General features: G+C 33.3%; 12 protein-coding genes and 1 tRNA gene. 9 read left to right on the top strand and 4 right to left on the bottom strand.

Annotated elements, in window-relative coordinates; translation table 11 throughout:
• Positions 1-25: 25 nt before the first annotated feature.
• Positions 26-1,945, bottom strand: a complete 1,920-nt coding sequence (nagB, locus tag ACN0WI_RS00170) for a glucosamine-6-phosphate deaminase (protein ID WP_417884581.1) — start codon at positions 1,943-1,945, stop codon at positions 26-28.
• Between the two features lie 11 nt (positions 1,946-1,956).
• Positions 1,957-3,228: an ROK family transcriptional regulator gene (locus tag ACN0WI_RS00165; protein WP_417884580.1), complete on the bottom strand. Its 1,272-nt coding sequence runs from the start codon at positions 3,226-3,228 to the stop codon at positions 1,957-1,959.
• A gap of 228 nt (positions 3,229-3,456) precedes the next feature.
• On the opposite strand from ACN0WI_RS00165, the gene ACN0WI_RS00160 reads away from it, so the two are divergent.
• From ACN0WI_RS00160 to ACN0WI_RS00145, 4 genes are all read left to right on the top strand, one after another.
• Positions 3,457-6,396, top strand: coding sequence for a glycoside hydrolase family 3 N-terminal domain-containing protein (locus ACN0WI_RS00160; protein WP_417884579.1), 2,940 nt, complete (start codon positions 3,457-3,459; stop codon positions 6,394-6,396).
• A 72-nt stretch (positions 6,397-6,468) separates the two neighbouring features.
• Complete coding sequence (locus ACN0WI_RS00155; protein WP_417884578.1) at positions 6,469-8,901, top strand: outer membrane beta-barrel family protein; 2,433 nt, start codon at positions 6,469-6,471, stop codon at positions 8,899-8,901.
• Between the two features lie 74 nt (positions 8,902-8,975).
• On the top strand, positions 8,976-9,974 hold the full coding sequence (gene dusB / locus ACN0WI_RS00150) for a tRNA dihydrouridine synthase DusB (protein ID WP_417884577.1): 999 nt from the start codon (positions 8,976-8,978) through the stop codon (positions 9,972-9,974).
• Between the two features lie 131 nt (positions 9,975-10,105).
• Positions 10,106-10,546 (top strand): hypothetical protein, encoded by a 441-nt coding sequence (locus tag ACN0WI_RS00145; RefSeq protein WP_417884576.1) that lies wholly within the window; start codon positions 10,106-10,108, stop codon positions 10,544-10,546.
• Positions 10,547-10,567: 21 nt separating this feature from the next.
• Here ACN0WI_RS00145 and ACN0WI_RS00140 read toward each other — a convergent pair whose 3' ends face one another.
• Both ACN0WI_RS00140 and rbfA read right to left on the bottom strand, forming a co-directional pair.
• A complete protein-coding gene (locus ACN0WI_RS00140) occupies positions 10,568-11,764 on the bottom strand; it encodes an ABC transporter permease (protein WP_417884575.1) in 1,197 nt (398 codons plus the stop codon).
• A gap of 1 nt (position 11,765) precedes the next feature.
• Positions 11,766-12,158, bottom strand: coding sequence for a 30S ribosome-binding factor RbfA (gene rbfA / locus ACN0WI_RS00135; protein WP_417884574.1), 393 nt, complete (start codon positions 12,156-12,158; stop codon positions 11,766-11,768).
• Positions 12,159-12,405: 247 nt separating this feature from the next.
• Here rbfA and ACN0WI_RS00130 point away from each other — a divergent pair.
• From ACN0WI_RS00130 to ACN0WI_RS00110, 5 genes are all read left to right on the top strand, one after another.
• Positions 12,406-12,482: transfer RNA gene (locus ACN0WI_RS00130), tRNA-Ile, on the top strand.
• A gap of 134 nt (positions 12,483-12,616) precedes the next feature.
• Positions 12,617-13,573 (top strand): AAA family ATPase, encoded by a 957-nt coding sequence (locus tag ACN0WI_RS00125; RefSeq protein WP_417884573.1) that lies wholly within the window; start codon positions 12,617-12,619, stop codon positions 13,571-13,573.
• A 3-nt stretch (positions 13,574-13,576) separates the two neighbouring features.
• On the top strand, positions 13,577-16,048 hold the full coding sequence (locus ACN0WI_RS00120) for a S8 family peptidase (RefSeq protein WP_417884572.1): 2,472 nt from the start codon (positions 13,577-13,579) through the stop codon (positions 16,046-16,048).
• 80 nt (positions 16,049-16,128) lie between these two features.
• Positions 16,129-16,803: a hypothetical protein gene (locus tag ACN0WI_RS00115; RefSeq protein WP_417884571.1), complete on the top strand. Its 675-nt coding sequence runs from the start codon at positions 16,129-16,131 to the stop codon at positions 16,801-16,803.
• A gap of 220 nt (positions 16,804-17,023) precedes the next feature.
• A complete protein-coding gene (locus ACN0WI_RS00110; RefSeq protein WP_417884570.1) occupies positions 17,024-17,314 on the top strand; it encodes a helix-turn-helix transcriptional regulator in 291 nt (96 codons plus the stop codon).

Here is a 17,314-nt window from a genome sequence, read left to right as displayed (position 1 = left end):
ATACATAATATTGATTATAAAAGAACTAGAATTTCCAACGAACAAAAGCTTCCATAGCTTCATAATTGGCTAAACCAAGATTGTGATATTCTAATGCTGTTTCGCTGTTTCTTTCTTCGGCACGTACCCAAAATTCACGTTCATCGTCACCTGGGAAAACTGGAGTGTCTTTTTGTGACTGGTGCTTAAAGATGGCTTCACGTTTTCTGGCTACTTCTTGCGGAGAAAGTGGAACCGCCATTTCAATAGAATGAATATCAAATTCCTGCCAAGCCCCACGGTACATCCATAACCAGCAATCTTTAGTCCATTCTTCGGTTTTTCGAAGTCGGTTCATGGCTTCAATAATAATATTGAAACAAACTACGTGTGTACCATGTGGATCGGCAAAATCACCGGCTGCAAAAATTTGATGCGGTTTTACTTGTTGAAGTAATTTCATTGTGATTTTTACATCTTCTTCGGTTACCGGGCTTTTTACTTTCTTGCCGGTTTCATAGAAGGGCAATGCCATAAAATGAATATTCTCGTCTTTCAATCCGGCATAACGAGCGCCTGCTATAGCTTCAGTTTTACGAATAAATCCTTTTACATTCATTATCTCGCGTAAGTCGATATCATTAGGACGTTTTTCAGCAATAAATTTATTGATTTTATCGTACGTTTTTTCGAGTTTGCTAGTATCTTCTCCCATACTTTTATTGAAATCGATAGCAAATTCGATATATCTTAATACATCGGTATCCCAAACTGCTGTATTTCCTGAAGTCTGATAAGCAATATGTACATCGTGTCCCTGATCTACCAGCCTTATAAACGTACCTCCCATTGAAATAACATCATCATCGGGATGTGGACTAAAAATAAGCACACGTTTCTTAGCAGGCTCAGCACGTTCAGGACGCTGTGTATCATCAGCGTTCGGTTTCCCGCCAGGCCATCCGGTAATGGTATGTTGTAATTGGTTAAATACATCAATATTTATATTGTAAGCCGGACCTTTTTCGGTAGCCAATTGCGCCATACCATGATTGTTATAGTCTTCATCGGTAAGTTTAAGAATTGGTTTTTGAACTTCATCAGAAAGCCAGATTACTGCTTTTCGAATGAGGTTTTTATCCCAAGTACAATCTTTTACTAACCAAGGAGTGTCAAACCGAGTTAGCTCTGAAGCGGCATCGGTATCTAACACAAATTCAACATGATCGTTTAATTGAAGATAGGTAGCTGGAACATTTCCGGAAATTTCACCTTCAACTGCTTTTTTAATAATGGAAGCTTTTTTCTTACTCCACGCCATTAAAATAATTTCGCGAGCTTTAAAAATAGTCCCAATACCCATGGTTATGGCTTTGGTGGGTACATTTTCTTTCCCTCCAAAATCACGAGAAGCATCACGTCTGGTAAGGTCATCTAGTGTTACTAAGCGGGTACCACTATTTGGAGCCGATCCCGGTTCGTTAAAACCGATGTGGCCTGTTCTACCTATTCCTAAAATTTGTAAATCTAAACCTCCGGCTTTTGTGATTTTTTCTTCGTATTCTAAACAAAAAGCAGCAATATCATCTTTAGCTAAAGTACCGTCTGGAATATTAATATTTTCTCTAAGAATATCGATATGGCTGAATAAATTTTCATCCATGAATTTCACGTAGCTCTGATTTTCATCTGGCTGCATGGGGTAATATTCATCTAGATTAAAAGTAATTACATTTTGGAAGCTTAATTTTTCTTCCTTATGTAAACGCACTAATTCTTCATATACGGTTACAGGAGTTGCCCCGGTAGCAAGCCCAAGTACTGATTTTTCACCTTTTTGTTCCTTTTCTTTTATAATTTTTGCAATTCGGTTAGCTACTTTTTTCGAGGCTATATTTTCGTTATCGAAAACGCTTACCGATAGTTTTTCGAAACGTGTTTCTTCTAAAAGATTTAGTCTGGCCATAAGAGATTTTTTTAACTTAAATGAGATTTAACCAATGCTAGTTGATTTTTAAAAATGCTATTCATAACAGCGATAGTGCTGCCATATAAGCTAGAGTTGTTACCAAGGTTAGATAGCGCAATAGATGTTTTTTCTTTAAGCTGCATCATGCAGTAAATATTAGTAGATTGCTCTATAGGTGTGGTTATAAATTGTTTTGCCTTGGCAATTTTCCCTTCTAAAATAATGAGTTCTGGGTTAAATATTTGAATGAGAACCGCAATTCCTTTACCAAGATTACTGCCAATATCTGAAAGTTGATTTATAGCAAATTGGTCGCCTTTATTGGCTGCATTAATAATAGTATCGGGTTCTAAAGTATCGAGTTCTTCTGATGATAATTGATTAAGTATTGAAGTTTGCCCTTCGGCAAGACCTTCTTTTACTTTTCTTACTAAAGCAAGTCCAGAAGCTTCGGTTTCTAAACAACCTCTTTTGCCACAATAACACAAACGTCCGTTTTCGAGCATTGGGATATGCCCAAATTCTCCTGCAAAACCTGAAATTCCACTTTGTATTTTACCACCCATAATAATTCCTAGCCCTATTCCCCAGTCCATAGAAATTACTAGCGCATGTTGTTTTTGTTGAGCTTTTCCGAAATGGAACTCGGCAAGAGTAGCACTTTTAGCATCATTTAAAATGGCTACAGGTTTATCGAATTTACGCTCAAATTTTTCTCGAAGTGATTCTGGTTCTTGTTCGGTTAGATAATAGGTGTAGTTTTTACCTTCTTCTGAAGATACTAAACCGGGCATACTTATGCCAACTCCCATAAGTTGCTTACTTGAAATAGCTGATTTTTCTAAAAAAGATTCTGAAAAATCGAATAAAAGATCAACAATATTAGAATTCGGAGAAATTTCTGTTTCTAAATGTTTTTCGTTTAGAATACTATGGTTGTTATCAAGTAAAGCTAGTTTTATTTTATAGCGTTCGATATGAATACTTAAAACAAAAAATGAATGATCTTTTAAACCATACAAGTCAGGTTTACGGCCTCCTTCCGATTTTCCTTGTCCTTTTTTTATTACAAATCCTTCCTTGAGTAACTGATTGATGAGCGACATTGAAGTAGGCAAACTAATTCCAAAAGTAGAACAAATGTCTGCGTTAGAGGTGTCGCCATTCAAAAACATATATTTGATAATCTTTGTTTTCTGCAGGTTTTTTTTTAATTCAACATTGCTCATTTTTTTGAGCAAGCTTTCACTAACAAAATAATCTTGTAATAATTTTTCCATAAAATAATTTCCAAAAAAGCCTATAAATCTATAAATATTGAGGCGCTTTTTTAAAAGAATAAAACTTATTCCGATAAATGTATGTAAAATATATGTTCAGACAAATACTTAACTAAAAAAATTATATAAGTTTATTTAGAATTTAAAATTTGAGCTTAAAAAGTAATTTTATTTTAAAATATGCTATTTAAAAATGTTCTTGTACTTTAGAAATTAGAATTATAGATTATGAAACCTTATTTTTTTATCCTTTTTTTTTGTCAGTTTTTACTAGTTAACTCTCAGGAGTCTCAACAACCCGAATTTTTAGAATATACCAACAGCAAATGGGTAGATTCGGTAATGGAACAGTTAACTCCTAATGAAAGGATTGCTCAACTTATTATGGTGGCAGCCTATTCTAACAGAGGCTTAAAACATAAAGAAGAAATTTTAAAATTGATTAAAGAGCAAAAAATAGGAGGACTCATTTTCTTTCAGGGGACAGCGAAAAAACAGGTGCAGTTAATGAACGATTATCAATTAGTTTCAAAAGTGCCGCTTTTAGGTGCTATCGATGCGGAATGGGGTTTAGGAATGCGATTGGATAATACCATCAGTTTTCCCTTTCAAATGGCATTAGGCGCTATTAAAGATGATACCTTATTATATAAGATGGGTGAAGAGGTGGCTCGGCAGATTAAAAGAACCGGCTTACACATGAATTTTGCTCCCGTTGTTGATGTGAACAACAACCCTAACAACCCGGTGATTAATTACCGGAGCTTTGGCGAGGATAAAGAAAAAGTTGCTGAAAAAGGTATTGCGTATATGAAAGGAATGCAGGATGAAAGAATCCTAACAACGGCAAAACATTTTCCCGGGCATGGTGATACCGATACCGATTCGCATAAAGCACTGCCACAAATAAACCATCCATTTACGAGATTGGATACCTTAGAAATGTATCCGTTTAAGGAATTAATTGATGCGGGTGTGGGCGGAGTAATGGTCGCTCATTTAAATATTCCGGCGTTGGATAGTAGTGGCGTGCCTTCAACATTATCTAAGAAAATCATTAGTGGAATACTAAAAGAGAAACTTGGTTTTAAAGGCTTAATTGTAACCGATGCCATGAACATGAAAGGAGTAACTACCGGAAACGAGCCTGGAGTTGTCGATAAAAAAGCGATCATTGCCGGGAACGATTTGTTAGAGTTTACCGAAGATGTTCCAAAAGCTATTGCTGAAGTTAGAAAGGCGATCAATATGGGAATTATTTCTCAAAAAGATATCGACGAAAAATGCCGAAAAGTGCTGGCCGTAAAACAATGGGTTGGTTTAAATAATTATGAGCCTCTAAAAACGGCCAATATCGATAAAGAGCTTAATAACTCTTATGCAAAATATTTGCAGCAAAAATTGGTTGAAAAATCTCTAACCGTTTTAAAAAATGATAACGAAATAATTCCGCTTCGGCGTTTAGATACTTTAAAAATCGCCAGCATTTCTATAGGTGCCGACAAGAAAACCACTTTTCAGGAAAGCTTAGGATGGTATACCAAAATCGATGATTTTCAACTAAAAAATAATGCCACAGCGAGTCAAATTTCCGCAGTAAAAGAGAAATTGAAGGGTTATAATGTGGTGATTGCCGGCTTACACGATCACAGTAAATACCCTAGAAATTCTATTAGATATTCTGCTCAGGTTTTAAAATTTATTGCTGAAATTGCACAAAATGAGCATAGTATTTTTAGCGTTTTTAAGAATCCGTATACGCTTAATAAAATTGAAAATATTGAAGATGCACCGGTTTTAATTGAAGCCTATCAGGATTCTGAATTATCGGAACAAAAAGCAGCACAGCTTATTTTTGGAGGATTTAAAGCCGATGGAAAACTTCCAGTAAGCGTTGGTGATAAGTTTAAGGCAGGGGATGGTATAGAAACCTCAGAAAAGATTCGTTTTTCGTATACTGCTCCAGAAGATGCAGGGATGAATGCCGATTTTCTTCAAAAAGGGATTGATTCATTGATGGAACAGGCAATAGCTAACAAAGCTATTCCCGGTGGAGTAGTTTTAGTAGCTAAAGACGAAAAGGTAGTATTCCAAAAAGCTTATGGTTTACATAAATATAGTGATACCGTAAAAACAAAAGCATCAGATATTTTTGATCTGGCATCGGTAACTAAAATTTCTTCAGCTTTACCGGCTCTAATGAAATTACAAGATGAAGGTAAGTTTAGTTTAGAAGATGGAATCGATGATTATTTACCTTATTTCAGAAATTCAAATAAAGCAGATATTCCTTTTAGGCAAATCTTTGCACATCAGGCAAGATTTAAACCTTGGATCCCATACTGGCAAAATACGTTAAGAAAAAACGGAAGTTATAAATGGAATACCTTTAAAAAAGATTCTTCAGCTCGCTTTCCGGTAAAAGTTAGTGACGATATGTGGCTTCATCGCAATTACAAAAAGAAAATTTATAAAGCCATAAAAAAGTCACCGTTAGAAGATAAAGCTGAATATAAATATTCCGGTCTAGCTTTTTATTTGCTTCCGCAGATTGTAGAAAATTTGAGTGAAGAAGATTATCGTACTTACCTCAATGAAAATTTTTATTCAAAACTAGGAGCGACAACTTTAGGTTATCAACCAACGGAATCTTTTGATCTTTCGAGAATTGTACCTACAGAAAGCGATTTTGAATTTCGGCATAAACCCATTCATGGTAGTGTGCATGATGAAGGCGCGATAATGATGGGAGGTGTTTCAGCAAATGCCGGGCTTTTCTCTGATGCGAACGATTTGGCAAAACTTATGCAAATGTATTTGAATATGGGTGAATACGGAGGAGATCGATATATTGAGGCGTCTACTTTAAAGGAATGGACAACAACGCAATTTCCAGAAAATAACAACCGTCGTGCTCTAGGATTTGATAAACCTAATTTAAAATACAAAGGCCCTAACAATAATACTGCAAAAGATGCTAGTAAGGCTAGTTTTGGGCATACCGGTTTTACCGGAACTATGGTTTGGATGGATCCTGCGCAAGATTTGCTTTTTGTTTTTTTATCGAATAGGGTTTTGCCAACTAGAGACAACCGAAGATTGTATACTTTAAATACGCGTACGCAGATTCAAGAAACTTTATATAATTCGATTTCAGCTTACGAATAGTTTAGTTGTTTTTTAATGAATTTTATAACAAACAGTTATATTTGTCATTAAACTATAAACAACTAACCATTAATGAAGAAAATAACTACTATTCCGGCTTTTTTGTTATTATTTTTTATAAGTCATTTTGCCGAGGCTCAGTATGTAGTAAAAGGTGAAATTGTAACGGATAAACAAGAACCAATAGCTTTTGCCAATGTAGTTTTGTTAAATGCAGAAGACTCTACAACTGTAGTAAAAGGTACGGTTTCCGAGGAAAATGGAGCATTTCAAATCTCTGGCATAAAGCCTAATACTTATCTATTACAGACAAGTTTTATCGGTTTTTCAGAATCTAAGCTTAGGGTAGCCATTTCAGAGAATATTGATATGGGAAAAATTGTTTTAAAGGCAGCTAAATCAAGTTTAACAGAAGTAACCGTTAGTTCTAGGAAACCTAAAATTGAACGAAAAGTAGACCGAATCAGTTTTAATGTAGCCAATTCTATTCTTTCCGGATTAAACACGTTTGATATTTTAAAACGAACGCCCGGAGTAATTGTTAGTCAAGGGCAATTATTGGTGAAAAACCGACCGGCAACTGTTTATATAAACGATCGGAAGGTATATTTATCGACTTCAGAATTGCAACAGCTATTATCGGGTTTAAGTGGAGAAAATATAAAATTGGTTGAAGTTATTACCACGCCGCCAGCCAAATACGATGCTGAAGGAGGCGGTGCAATTTTAAATATTGAAATGTCAAAAAACCCGTCAATTGGTTATAAAGGGAGTATTCAAGCTTCTAATACCCAAGCGACTTTTCCAAAATATCAGGTAGGAACTAGCCAATATTATAAAACGAAAGCTTTAAATGCGTTTGCAAGCTATAATTTTAACGCTAAGAATATTTATAAGAATGATGAAAGTAACGTCACTTATTTTGAACCTAATGGTGCTGAAAATTCAACTTGGTTAGGCAATTTTGAACGAGACACTAAAAATTATGCACATAGCTTAAATACAATTTTAGATTTTACACTCTCTAGCAAAAGTAATTTAAGCCTAAGTGCCAATTTATTATTTACACCAAAAAATAATTCCGATTTAAAAGGAAGAACCAATATTTATAATCCATCCGATAATTTAGATTCACTATTTACCACCGATAGCCGAGTAGAAAATGAAGCTAAAAATCTACAATTTAACGCTGATTTCTCAACAAGTTTAGGAGAAAATGGTAGCACATTACGCGCTCAGGCTAATTATATTCGATATGATGACGATCAAGATCAGGATTTAAAAACCACATATTCTTATATTACTAACGATTTTTTGAGGGAAAATTATATCACAACTTATGCAAAACAAAGTTCAGATATTTATACCGGGCAGGTAGATATTACATCGGCCATTGGAAGTGTTCCGATTGAAACCGGTGTAAAATATTCTGGAGTAACTTCTACTAGCGGATTAGATTTTTATGAAGGATTTGATAGATTATTTAATGATGAGTTGTCGGATGCTTTAGATTACGACGAAAATATTTATGCGGCTTATTTTAGCGGATCGAAAGATTGGGAAAATTGGAGTGTAAAAGCAGGTTTACGAGGTGAGTATACTGATATAACTGGAATTTCAGATAACGAGGGATTGGTGAATTCTCAAGATTATTTCAATTTGTTTCCAACAGTATATGTAATGAAAAGCTTGAACGAATCAAATTCAGTTTCTTTAGAATACAATCGACGAATAAATAGGCCGCGATTCCAAAGTTTGAATCCGTATCAATATTTTATTAACGAGAATAATGTAAAAGTTGGAAATCCCTCTTTAGTACCTGGAATTTCTAATAAAATTAATTTCAATTATACGTATAAAGGAATTTTGTTTTTCGATTTATATTGGGATCGTATAAAAGATGAAACAACAGTTATCTCTTTTCAAGACAATCAAGAAAAAATTCTTCGAACTCTTAATGATAATTTAGATTATACTCAACAATTCAGTTTAGATATAACCTATGCTAATTTTGTAAACTCTTGGTATTATTTATACGGGTATGTGTCGGGTTTCTATATGGAAAATCAGTTTTATGCTAGAGAAAGTGCCGCAGAAGTTTATAAAAATGATATTTTTAGTGCTTTTGTAAATATTCAGAATTATTTTTATTTCCCAGGTGACGGTAGTTTTTCTGGAAATCTAAACTTGTATTATTTACCGAATATATTGGCTGGTTCTTATGAATATGATAAAAACCAATTCGGTTTAGATATTGGGCTTCGAAAAACATTTATGAATAAACGTATTTCTGTTTCTGTAAATGCAGAAGATTTATTAAACACTATGAATATTCCGCTACAAAGCAATTATCTAAATCAGCATAATGGATTTTATGCAAAATCAGAAACTCGACGAATAACTTTCAGTTTTAAATATAAATTTGGAAACTTTAAATTAAGCGATAATAATCGTACGATTGAGGCATCAGAAACTAAGCGTTTACAAGAAAAATCAATACTGTAAAAATACTGAAACACAGGAGTTAAAAACTTCAATCTTATTTTCTTAATTTTGCCTTTTCAAAAAAATAAAAAATTGTGGCAAAAATAGGAGATATAGATGTAGGAGATTTTCCGTTGTTGTTAGCACCAATGGAAGATGTGAGCGATCCGCCGTTTCGAGCATTATGCAAAGAGCAGGGAGCCGATGTAGTATATACCGAATTTATTTCTTCGGAAGGGCTTATACGCGATGCGGCTAAAAGCACTATGAAGTTAGATATTTATGAAAAAGAGCGACCGGTTGGTATTCAGATTTTTGGTGCAAACCTAGAGAGTATGCTACAATCGGTTGAGATTGTTGAAAAATCGGGTCCAGATATTATCGATATCAATTTTGGATGCCCTGTTAAAAAAGTGGTATCTAAAGGTGCTGGAGCAGGGATTTTAAAAGATGTAGATCTTATGGTTTCGCTGACCGAAGCTATGGTAAAGCATACAAAGTTGCCGGTAACAGTAAAAACGCGTTTAGGTTGGGATCACGACTCAATTAAAATTCTTGAAGTTGCCGAGCGCCTACAAGATGTGGGTTGTAAAGCCATCTCTATCCATGGCCGTACCAGAGCACAAATGTATAAAGGAGAAGCCAATTGGCAACCTATTGCAGAAGTGAAAAACAATCCAAGAATGCATATACCGGTTTTTGGGAATGGTGATGTAGATACGCCAGAAAGAGCCCTAGAAATGCGTGATAAATATGGACTTGATGGCGCAATGATTGGACGTGCTAGTATAGGTTATCCGTGGTTTTTTAGAGAAGTAAAGCATTACTTTGAAACCGGAAAACATTTAGCTCCACCAACTTTACAAGAGCGAGTGGGTGCTGCAAGACGGCATTTGCAAATGGCGATAGATTGGAAAGGAGAGAAGCTTGGCGTTTTTGAAACAAGAAGGCATTATACCAACTATTTTAAAGGAATTCCTCACTTTAAGGAATTTCGAATGAAAATGGTTACTAGCGATGACGCTGCCAATGTTTTTGCTGCTTTTGATGAAGTCGAAAAAGAATTTATCGGTTACGAATTTACGCGAGAATAATGAATTTTTATACCTCGTTAGGAAACTGCGAGGTATATTTATAAGTTGTAAAAACTGAATTTAATACACCAAAAACTGTAAATTAGAGTACTTTTTCAGGAAATCATCTAGATATTCTTATAAAACAAAATATGGAGCAATCAGAACAAAAAACAACAAAGAATAAAGTGATACAAGGGATATCTTTCGTAATTACTTTTGTGATTGCTTATTTCGGGGTGCAGTATTTGTTTTCTAATGCTAGTCTTGAAGATCAGCTTATAGATGCAGCACAGGAACTTAATGAAGTTACTCCAAAGAAAATAGATCAAGATACAAGGTTAGATAGTGCATCTACAGTTTCAGACAAAATTTTTAAATACCACTATACCTTAGTGAATTTGGAAAAGAGCGAAGTGAATCTGAACGATTTAAATAATTATATGAAGACCAATCTTACAGAAAGTGTAAAAAATACTCCTGAATTAAAACAATTCAGAGATAATAAAGTTACAATGAGCTATAATTATTACGATAAAAATGGTGTTTTTATTACCAGTATAAATATAACTCCCGCTATGTATCAAAATTAATGATCTACTAAAAGTGAAAATTTATTCTTCTAAAGCTTTTTTACTTCTGCCCGCAGCTAAAAATGATGCAAATAATCCTAAAATTCCGATTGTTAATATCACAATAAAAATATTTTGAAGTTCCAACGTAACCGGATAGGGTAAGTTGGGAGTAATCATAACAAATTGAAATTGCATTTGCAGGATAATTAACACGATAGCACAAATAAGTCCAATTCCTCCTCCAAATGAACACATTAACATACCTTGCGTAAAAAAGATATTTTTGATTTGATTAGGGGTTGCTCCCAAGCTTTGTAATGTTTTAATATTATCTTTTTTATCGAGAATAACCATAATTATAGACCCTATAACATTAAATAAGGCAATAATTAAAACAAGCGTAAATATTAAATATACTGCTAAATTCTCGGTATTTAGCATTTTATAGAGTACATCGTTAAGCTGGGCGCGGGTTTTAATTTCTACGGAATTATCAAAAAACTTCAGAATTCTATCCTTTACATTTTCTTGATTGGCTTGTGGCGTAAGTTTTACTTCTATAGCGCTGAAGGTATCTTCATTTAAGCTTAAGAGATTTTGTGCAAAATTTATATTTGAAAATACGTATTTCTTATTTAATTCAGAATTGATATTATAAATTCCGCTAACTACTACACTTTTTTGATTAAATGCATCTGCCGGATTGGTTATTTGTCCTTTTCCGGGTTTTGGTACAATTAAACGAAGTAAATGATTGTAATTAAAAATCCCAGTATTTAATTTTCTGGAAATATCGTAACCGATTACAACCTGTGGTTCTGTTTTTGTAAACCAAGTTCCTTGAAGCGAACTGTCTATTTTGGTAATTTGGTTATAATGCTCGTCTACTCCTTTTATAAATGCCCAAGCTGTTTTTTGCTGATAATCCAGAAAAACGCGTTCTTCTATAGTTTTACTATATAGCTGAATACCTTCAATTTTAGCAAATTTTTTCTGATCATTTTCAGAGAAAGTCAAGGTTTTGCCTTCGGAAGGGATAATCTTTAAATCAGGATCAAATTCATTCGAAAAAGAGAGGCTGAATTCCTTAAGTCCAGAGAAGCCTGAAAGCACTATAAACAAAGAAAATGAACCAGCAAAAACCCCTATAGCAGCTATAATGGTAATAATATTTATGGCATTATTGCTGCTTTTTGTAAACAGATATCGTTTGGCAATATAATAGGAAAACTTCAAGCTACGATTTTTTCCTTTGATCTAGTAAATCAGGATTCGAGATGGGATTATCTTTTCCTTTAATCGATTCTTCAATATTTTTAATATATTCTAAAGAGTCGTCAATAAAGAAAATAAGATCTGGCATTTTACGTAATTGATTTTTAGTACGCTGAGCCATTTCATGTTTTATTTTTGGCTTAACTGTATTTAATTCCTCTAAAATTTCGTTAGCATGCTTAGGAGGAAATACACTTAAATATGCTTTAGCTACGCTAAGATCTGTTGTTACTTTTACTTTTGAAACAGAAATTAAAATTCCACTAATCCCAGCATCTCTCAAAATTGAATTTAGGATATCTGCCAAATCTTTTTGCAAAACACCACCTATTTTTTTCTGTCTATTTGTTTCCATAACTGCAAAAATAAAACTTTAAATTAAGCTATAGGTTTTTAGATACTAAGAATAAAAAAATATTTGAAAAATAATAAAAAATAGTAAATAGAATTATTCTTTAATTCCTTTTTAATCAGTTAGTTAATTTATTCCTATTATTAGGAGGAATAAATTTTACATATTTTAGTAAAGTAATTGATAAAAATATTTGGCATATATCACGTAATTATCTAAATTTGCGCACCCATAAGTAAAATTATGGACTGGTCCTATAGCTCAGCTGGTTAGAGCACTTGACTCATAATCAAGGGGTCCCTGGTTCGAGCCCAGGTGGGACCACCAGTAAAATCAAGCCTTACAGAGATGTAAGGCTTTTTTGTTTCTATTCGGGTACAACATATGTACAACAATTATTGTGAAAATTACCTGATAAAAAGTTTCTATAAATGTGTATTTTTGTTTAGTAAAACTTTCAAATGGCAACTGCAGAGCAAATAAAATCATTATTACTTTCTCACTATAAGAATGATAGTGATCGTTTTACATCTATAGCTCTTCAGGTTGCTGCACATGAGGCTAGAAAAGGACATATGTCTATTGCCAAAGAAATTAAAGCTCTAATCGATAAAGCTAAAACTGATGGCTTTAAGGTTATAAAAATTAACCCTAATTTAGAGGATTTAGTACTAGTATATTATCCGGAGATAGGTTTAGAGAATTTGGTTTTGTCTGAAGAGATTAGAAATAAACTTTTGAGGATTATCAGAGAATATGATCAAAGAGAAAAAATAACAAAATTCGGTCTTAATATTAGAAGAAAAGTTTTATTATCAGGTTTACCTGGTACTGGTAAAACGGCTACCGCCTCCTCAATCGCAGCTGAATTGAAACTCCCTCTATATGTCGTAATGATGGATAAATTAATGACTAAATATATGGGAGAAACTTCAGCTAAATTAAGACAAGTCTTCGATATGATGGTTTCTAATCGAGGAATTTATCTATTTGATGAATTTGACGCTTTAGGTGCTTCAAGAGGAAGAGATAATGAGATTGGTGAAATGAGAAGAATACTTAATTCTTTTTTGCAGCTGATTGAACAAGATCAATCAGAAAGTTTAATTCTTTGTGCTACTAATCATATTAAAATTCTAGACTCTGCCTTGTTTAGACGATTCGATGATATTATAAATTATAAATTGCCCGATCAAAAAATTATCAAGGAATTAATACAAATTAAATTATTTAAATATCTTGATAATTTTTCACTAGACCCTATAGTTGAAATTGCAGATGGACTAAGTCATGCTGAGATTACTAATGCCTGCAATGATGCTCTCAAAGAAATAATACTAAGTAATAAAAGTAAAGTTTCAGAAGAATTGTTAACTACTATGATTAAAGAAAGAAAAATGAATTTTTTTAATCAATAACATATGTCCAATAATTCAAAACCTCACTTATTTCTTAATAAGACGGTTTATGATAAGCAAAAATACACAGGTAAAGGTGTTCCTATAACAAAGAAAAAACCTAATAAAAATCGCTCCGAACATGGAGAATTCTTATTAGGTGCAATAGGTGAAATATGGGAGAGAAATGATCAGCGGAATCCAAACTTGGATTTTAAAGAAGGAGGAGAATATCTAGTTTTTGAAAATAAATCAGGATTTGATTTAAAGGTCAATTCATTAGATTCAAGCGGACTGAAGCTATTAAAGTACGACTATGACCGAGATAGTGGTAGAAAATTTGCAAGTGTTTATATTAATCCAGAAGCTAGAATTCAATTAGAAAAAAAAATTAAGGATTATCTTGATTATACCAGAAATGGTAAACCTTGTAATCAAGAGTTGGTTGAAAGCATTGATAGGCTTTATAAAGCTCAGATAGAAGATATTTGGAGTGGAGACCTAAACTATTTACCCAAAGATCAGCAAATATGGTGTGAGGTTTGGGTTGATAATGAATCATTAACTTCAGATGATTTTTTTGAAATTCTTACAGTAATATGCACCAACTTTGATATTCCTTTAAATTCAGAACCTATTTTATTTCCTCAGAGAACAATATTTTTAGTTAAAACAAACTTTCATCAATTAGTCGAAATAATAAATTATTTACCATACATCGCAGAGGTAAAAAAAGCTATTGAGTTAAATAGTTTTTGGCTTGATCAAACTATAATTGAAAGAGAAGAGTGGATTGCAGATTTATGTAATAACAGGCTTGCTGTCGTGGATAATAATAATTTTATTACGATTCTTGATTCAGGTGTTAATAATGGACATGATTTGCTCAAAAATGTTTTATTCGATAATGATAGATTATCGGCAGATATCAGTTGGGGAGTTAATGATCAAGGATACAATGGGCACGGTACAAAAATGGCAGGGGTCATAGCATATGGGGATCTTAATGATGTGTTGGGTAGCAACAAATCAATTGAAATCCCGTATCTATTAGAATCTGTAAAAATTTTACCAGCTAATAAAACTAGTTCTGATGATAGTAAAATACCAATAATAACGAAGAATGCAATTAATACAGCTATAGCTAATAACGCTATTGCTAATCGTACTATATGTATGGCCGTTACATCTAAGGATCAAAATGATTTTGGAAAACCATCAGTTTGGTCTGCGACTATCGACCAATTAGCTTTTTCAGGTAATTTTGATGAAAAATTGCTATTTATTATTAGTGCTGGAAATGTTCGGCATGAGGATGATTGGAAAAATTATCCTGAAAGTAATTTAGATTCATCTGTTGAAGATCCAGCTCAAGCTTGGAATGCAATAACGGTAGGTGCTTATACAAAGAAAATTTTCCCTAATAAGACTACGATTGCAAAGAAATTTGAGCTATCTCCTTTTAGTAGGACTTCAAGTTCGTGGGATCCACAGTGGCCAATTAAACCAGAAGTGATATTCGAAGGAGGTAATTTATCAAATTACAATAATGTTCCTGAATGTGACCATGATCTTGAAGTGTTAACTACCTCTAATTTAGGAAGAATTAATCACCTATCTACTATATGCGCTACAAGTTCAGCAACGGCTTTAGCATCTAAATTTATAGGAGAGTTAAGAAGTGTGTATCCAAATGCTTGGCCAGAGACTTTAAGGGCTTTAATGATACATTCTTCCAGTTGGCCTAAAGAATTAATTAGTCAATTCAAAATAAGCTCTACAAAAAGTACTGAAGCCTTAAAATTGTTGAAAATTATTGGCTATGGAGTGCCAAATTTGGAAAAAGCTAAAAATTGTAATTCCAACTATCTTACCTTTATCTCTGAACAGGAATTACAACCTTTTTCAAAACAAAAGAGTAAAAACTCAACCCAAGATATACATTATTATGATTTTCCTTGGCCAGATGATATTTTGACTGGATTGGGAGAAACTGAGGTCACCTTAAAAGTTACTCTTTCTTATTTTATTGAACCTAACCCAGGAAATAGGTATACTTCAAAATATTCTTATCAATCTTCGGCATTGAGATTTCTTCTTATAAATCCAGATGAAGATTTCGAGAATTTTAAAATAAGAACTAATAAGGCAAATCAGGATAAATTGAAGGCTATATTAAAAAAGGAATCGCTCGAGGATACAGATTTTAATAAAAACACTGGTAACAATAGGTGGGCCTTAGGTGCAGATAATGTATTTAAAGGTTCTGTTCATAGTAATTATTGGAAAGGAATAGCGGCCGAAATAGCTAAGTGTAACAAATTAGCAATTTTTCCTCAAGCTTCTGGATGGTGGAGGGAGCTTAAAAAACAGAATAGAGCAAATGATAAAATGCGCTATAGTCTAATTGTATCTATAGAAACACCTGAGGGTACCAGCGATATTTATACACCAATTGTAAATAAGATTGAATCTGAAAATATGATTAAAGTTTAATTTTAAATTGTAGAAGGTTTTGTACACGAACTAAATGTATATTCTTTTGGTTATATTTAATAAGACAAAAGAATTGATTCATGGAGAAGTTCATTCAGATCTCAGCAAAGGCATTGGCCCAATTGAGGTCTGGATTCAACTATTTTCTGGAAGAGAAAGTTCAGGCTAATTCTACTAATTTAATTCTTTTTCTTCTGTCCTTCTTTGTTTTATTTCTGCTAAGCTTCAGCCTTATTCTAGGTTTTCCAAACATTGCCCAGATTCTGATCATTATTGCAGTTTTAGCAGTGGTTATGCTTGTTCTTCTTGTGGGACTTGCTATTTATTATGAATCTAATAGACATCTTACTAAAGGACATCATAACTTTAAGATCGAACCCATAAACAAAAGCCGTATCCGTTTTGATCTTATTCAGTTGGATAAGGCTTCTCAAAAGGAGTTCCTAAGGCTTATAAAAGGAAAACGGGTAAATCAAAGAATCAATTTTACAATGGGAAATAAAAGTGGAGATTCGGCCAATCATAAGATCCTTTTCGTTCTTTTTGATGAACTATTAGTAGGAGGGATTCAGGATCTTGCTGGTGAACGTAAGCAATATTTTTTTGACTTACTTATGGAATCATTTTTAATGAATAATGCTCCACTTAAAGCCTCCACATTAAAAACCAGTTTTTCGGCATGGAAGGGAGATCAGGAAAAAATAAACTCCCGAAATCAGCGAAAATTAATTAAACAGATGCTGCGGAAAGACTGAAATTCAATTCTATTATTCCTAATTTTTCCAGATCATATACCTATAAGCCTTACTTCTTTCTTCTTTTTTCATCTGACAGTTAGTTTATAGCATAATTAATGAATAATATCTTATTGTTTTAAATTATGGTATTGATTTACAGGTATTTGCTTTCTTAAGTTTGCTTTAGCTAAAATTATAAGAGGCCTCTTATGCAGTTCTAATTTTAAAGTAAATACTTATGAATAAGCAAGAAAAAGTGGTGGATTTACTACAGGAAATTAAAGTACTGTTATCCCATAAGAAAAAAGTTATGAATGTTGAAGACCTATCTGTTTATACCGGACTTTCCAAAAGTAAAATATATAAACTTACCCACCTTCAGCTTATCCCAATGGGGAGCAATCCTAATATTCGTCAAAAGTTTTTTGATAGGGATAAAATTGATGCCTGGCTGTTAGGGGAACCTGATCTATCGGATCAACATATCGAGGAGCAATTCAATAAAACATTATTGAAAAATAAGAAGTAA

This window comes from Zunongwangia sp. (assembly GCF_048269745.1).
Lineage (GTDB): Bacteria > Bacteroidota > Bacteroidia > Flavobacteriales > Flavobacteriaceae > Zunongwangia.
Note: the sequence above shows the minus strand (reverse complement) of the source record. Positions and strands in the feature narration are given on the sequence as shown.

Bases quoted from the DNA above. Each gene is read 5' to 3' on its own strand.
- ACN0WI_RS00155 (WP_417884578.1), top strand. From the start codon at position 6,469: ATGAAGAAAATAACTACTATTCCGGCTTTTTTGTTATTATTTTTTATA.
- ACN0WI_RS00115 (WP_417884571.1), top strand. From the start codon at position 16,129: ATGGAGAAGTTCATTCAGATCTCAGCAAAGGCATTGGCCCAATTGAGG.
- ACN0WI_RS00145 (WP_417884576.1), top strand. From the start codon at position 10,106: ATGGAGCAATCAGAACAAAAAACAACAAAGAATAAAGTGATACAAGGG.
- ACN0WI_RS00120 (WP_417884572.1), top strand. From the start codon at position 13,577: ATGTCCAATAATTCAAAACCTCACTTATTTCTTAATAAGACGGTTTAT.
- ACN0WI_RS00165 (WP_417884580.1), bottom strand. From the start codon at position 3,228: ATGGAAAAATTATTACAAGATTATTTTGTTAGTGAAAGCTTGCTCAAA.
- ACN0WI_RS00160 (WP_417884579.1), top strand. From the start codon at position 3,457: ATGAAACCTTATTTTTTTATCCTTTTTTTTTGTCAGTTTTTACTAGTT.
- ACN0WI_RS00110 (WP_417884570.1), top strand. From the start codon at position 17,024: ATGAATAAGCAAGAAAAAGTGGTGGATTTACTACAGGAAATTAAAGTA.
- rbfA (WP_417884574.1), bottom strand. From the start codon at position 12,158: ATGGAAACAAATAGACAGAAAAAAATAGGTGGTGTTTTGCAAAAAGAT.
- ACN0WI_RS00125 (WP_417884573.1), top strand. From the start codon at position 12,617: ATGGCAACTGCAGAGCAAATAAAATCATTATTACTTTCTCACTATAAG.
- nagB (WP_417884581.1), bottom strand. From the start codon at position 1,945: ATGGCCAGACTAAATCTTTTAGAAGAAACACGTTTCGAAAAACTATCG.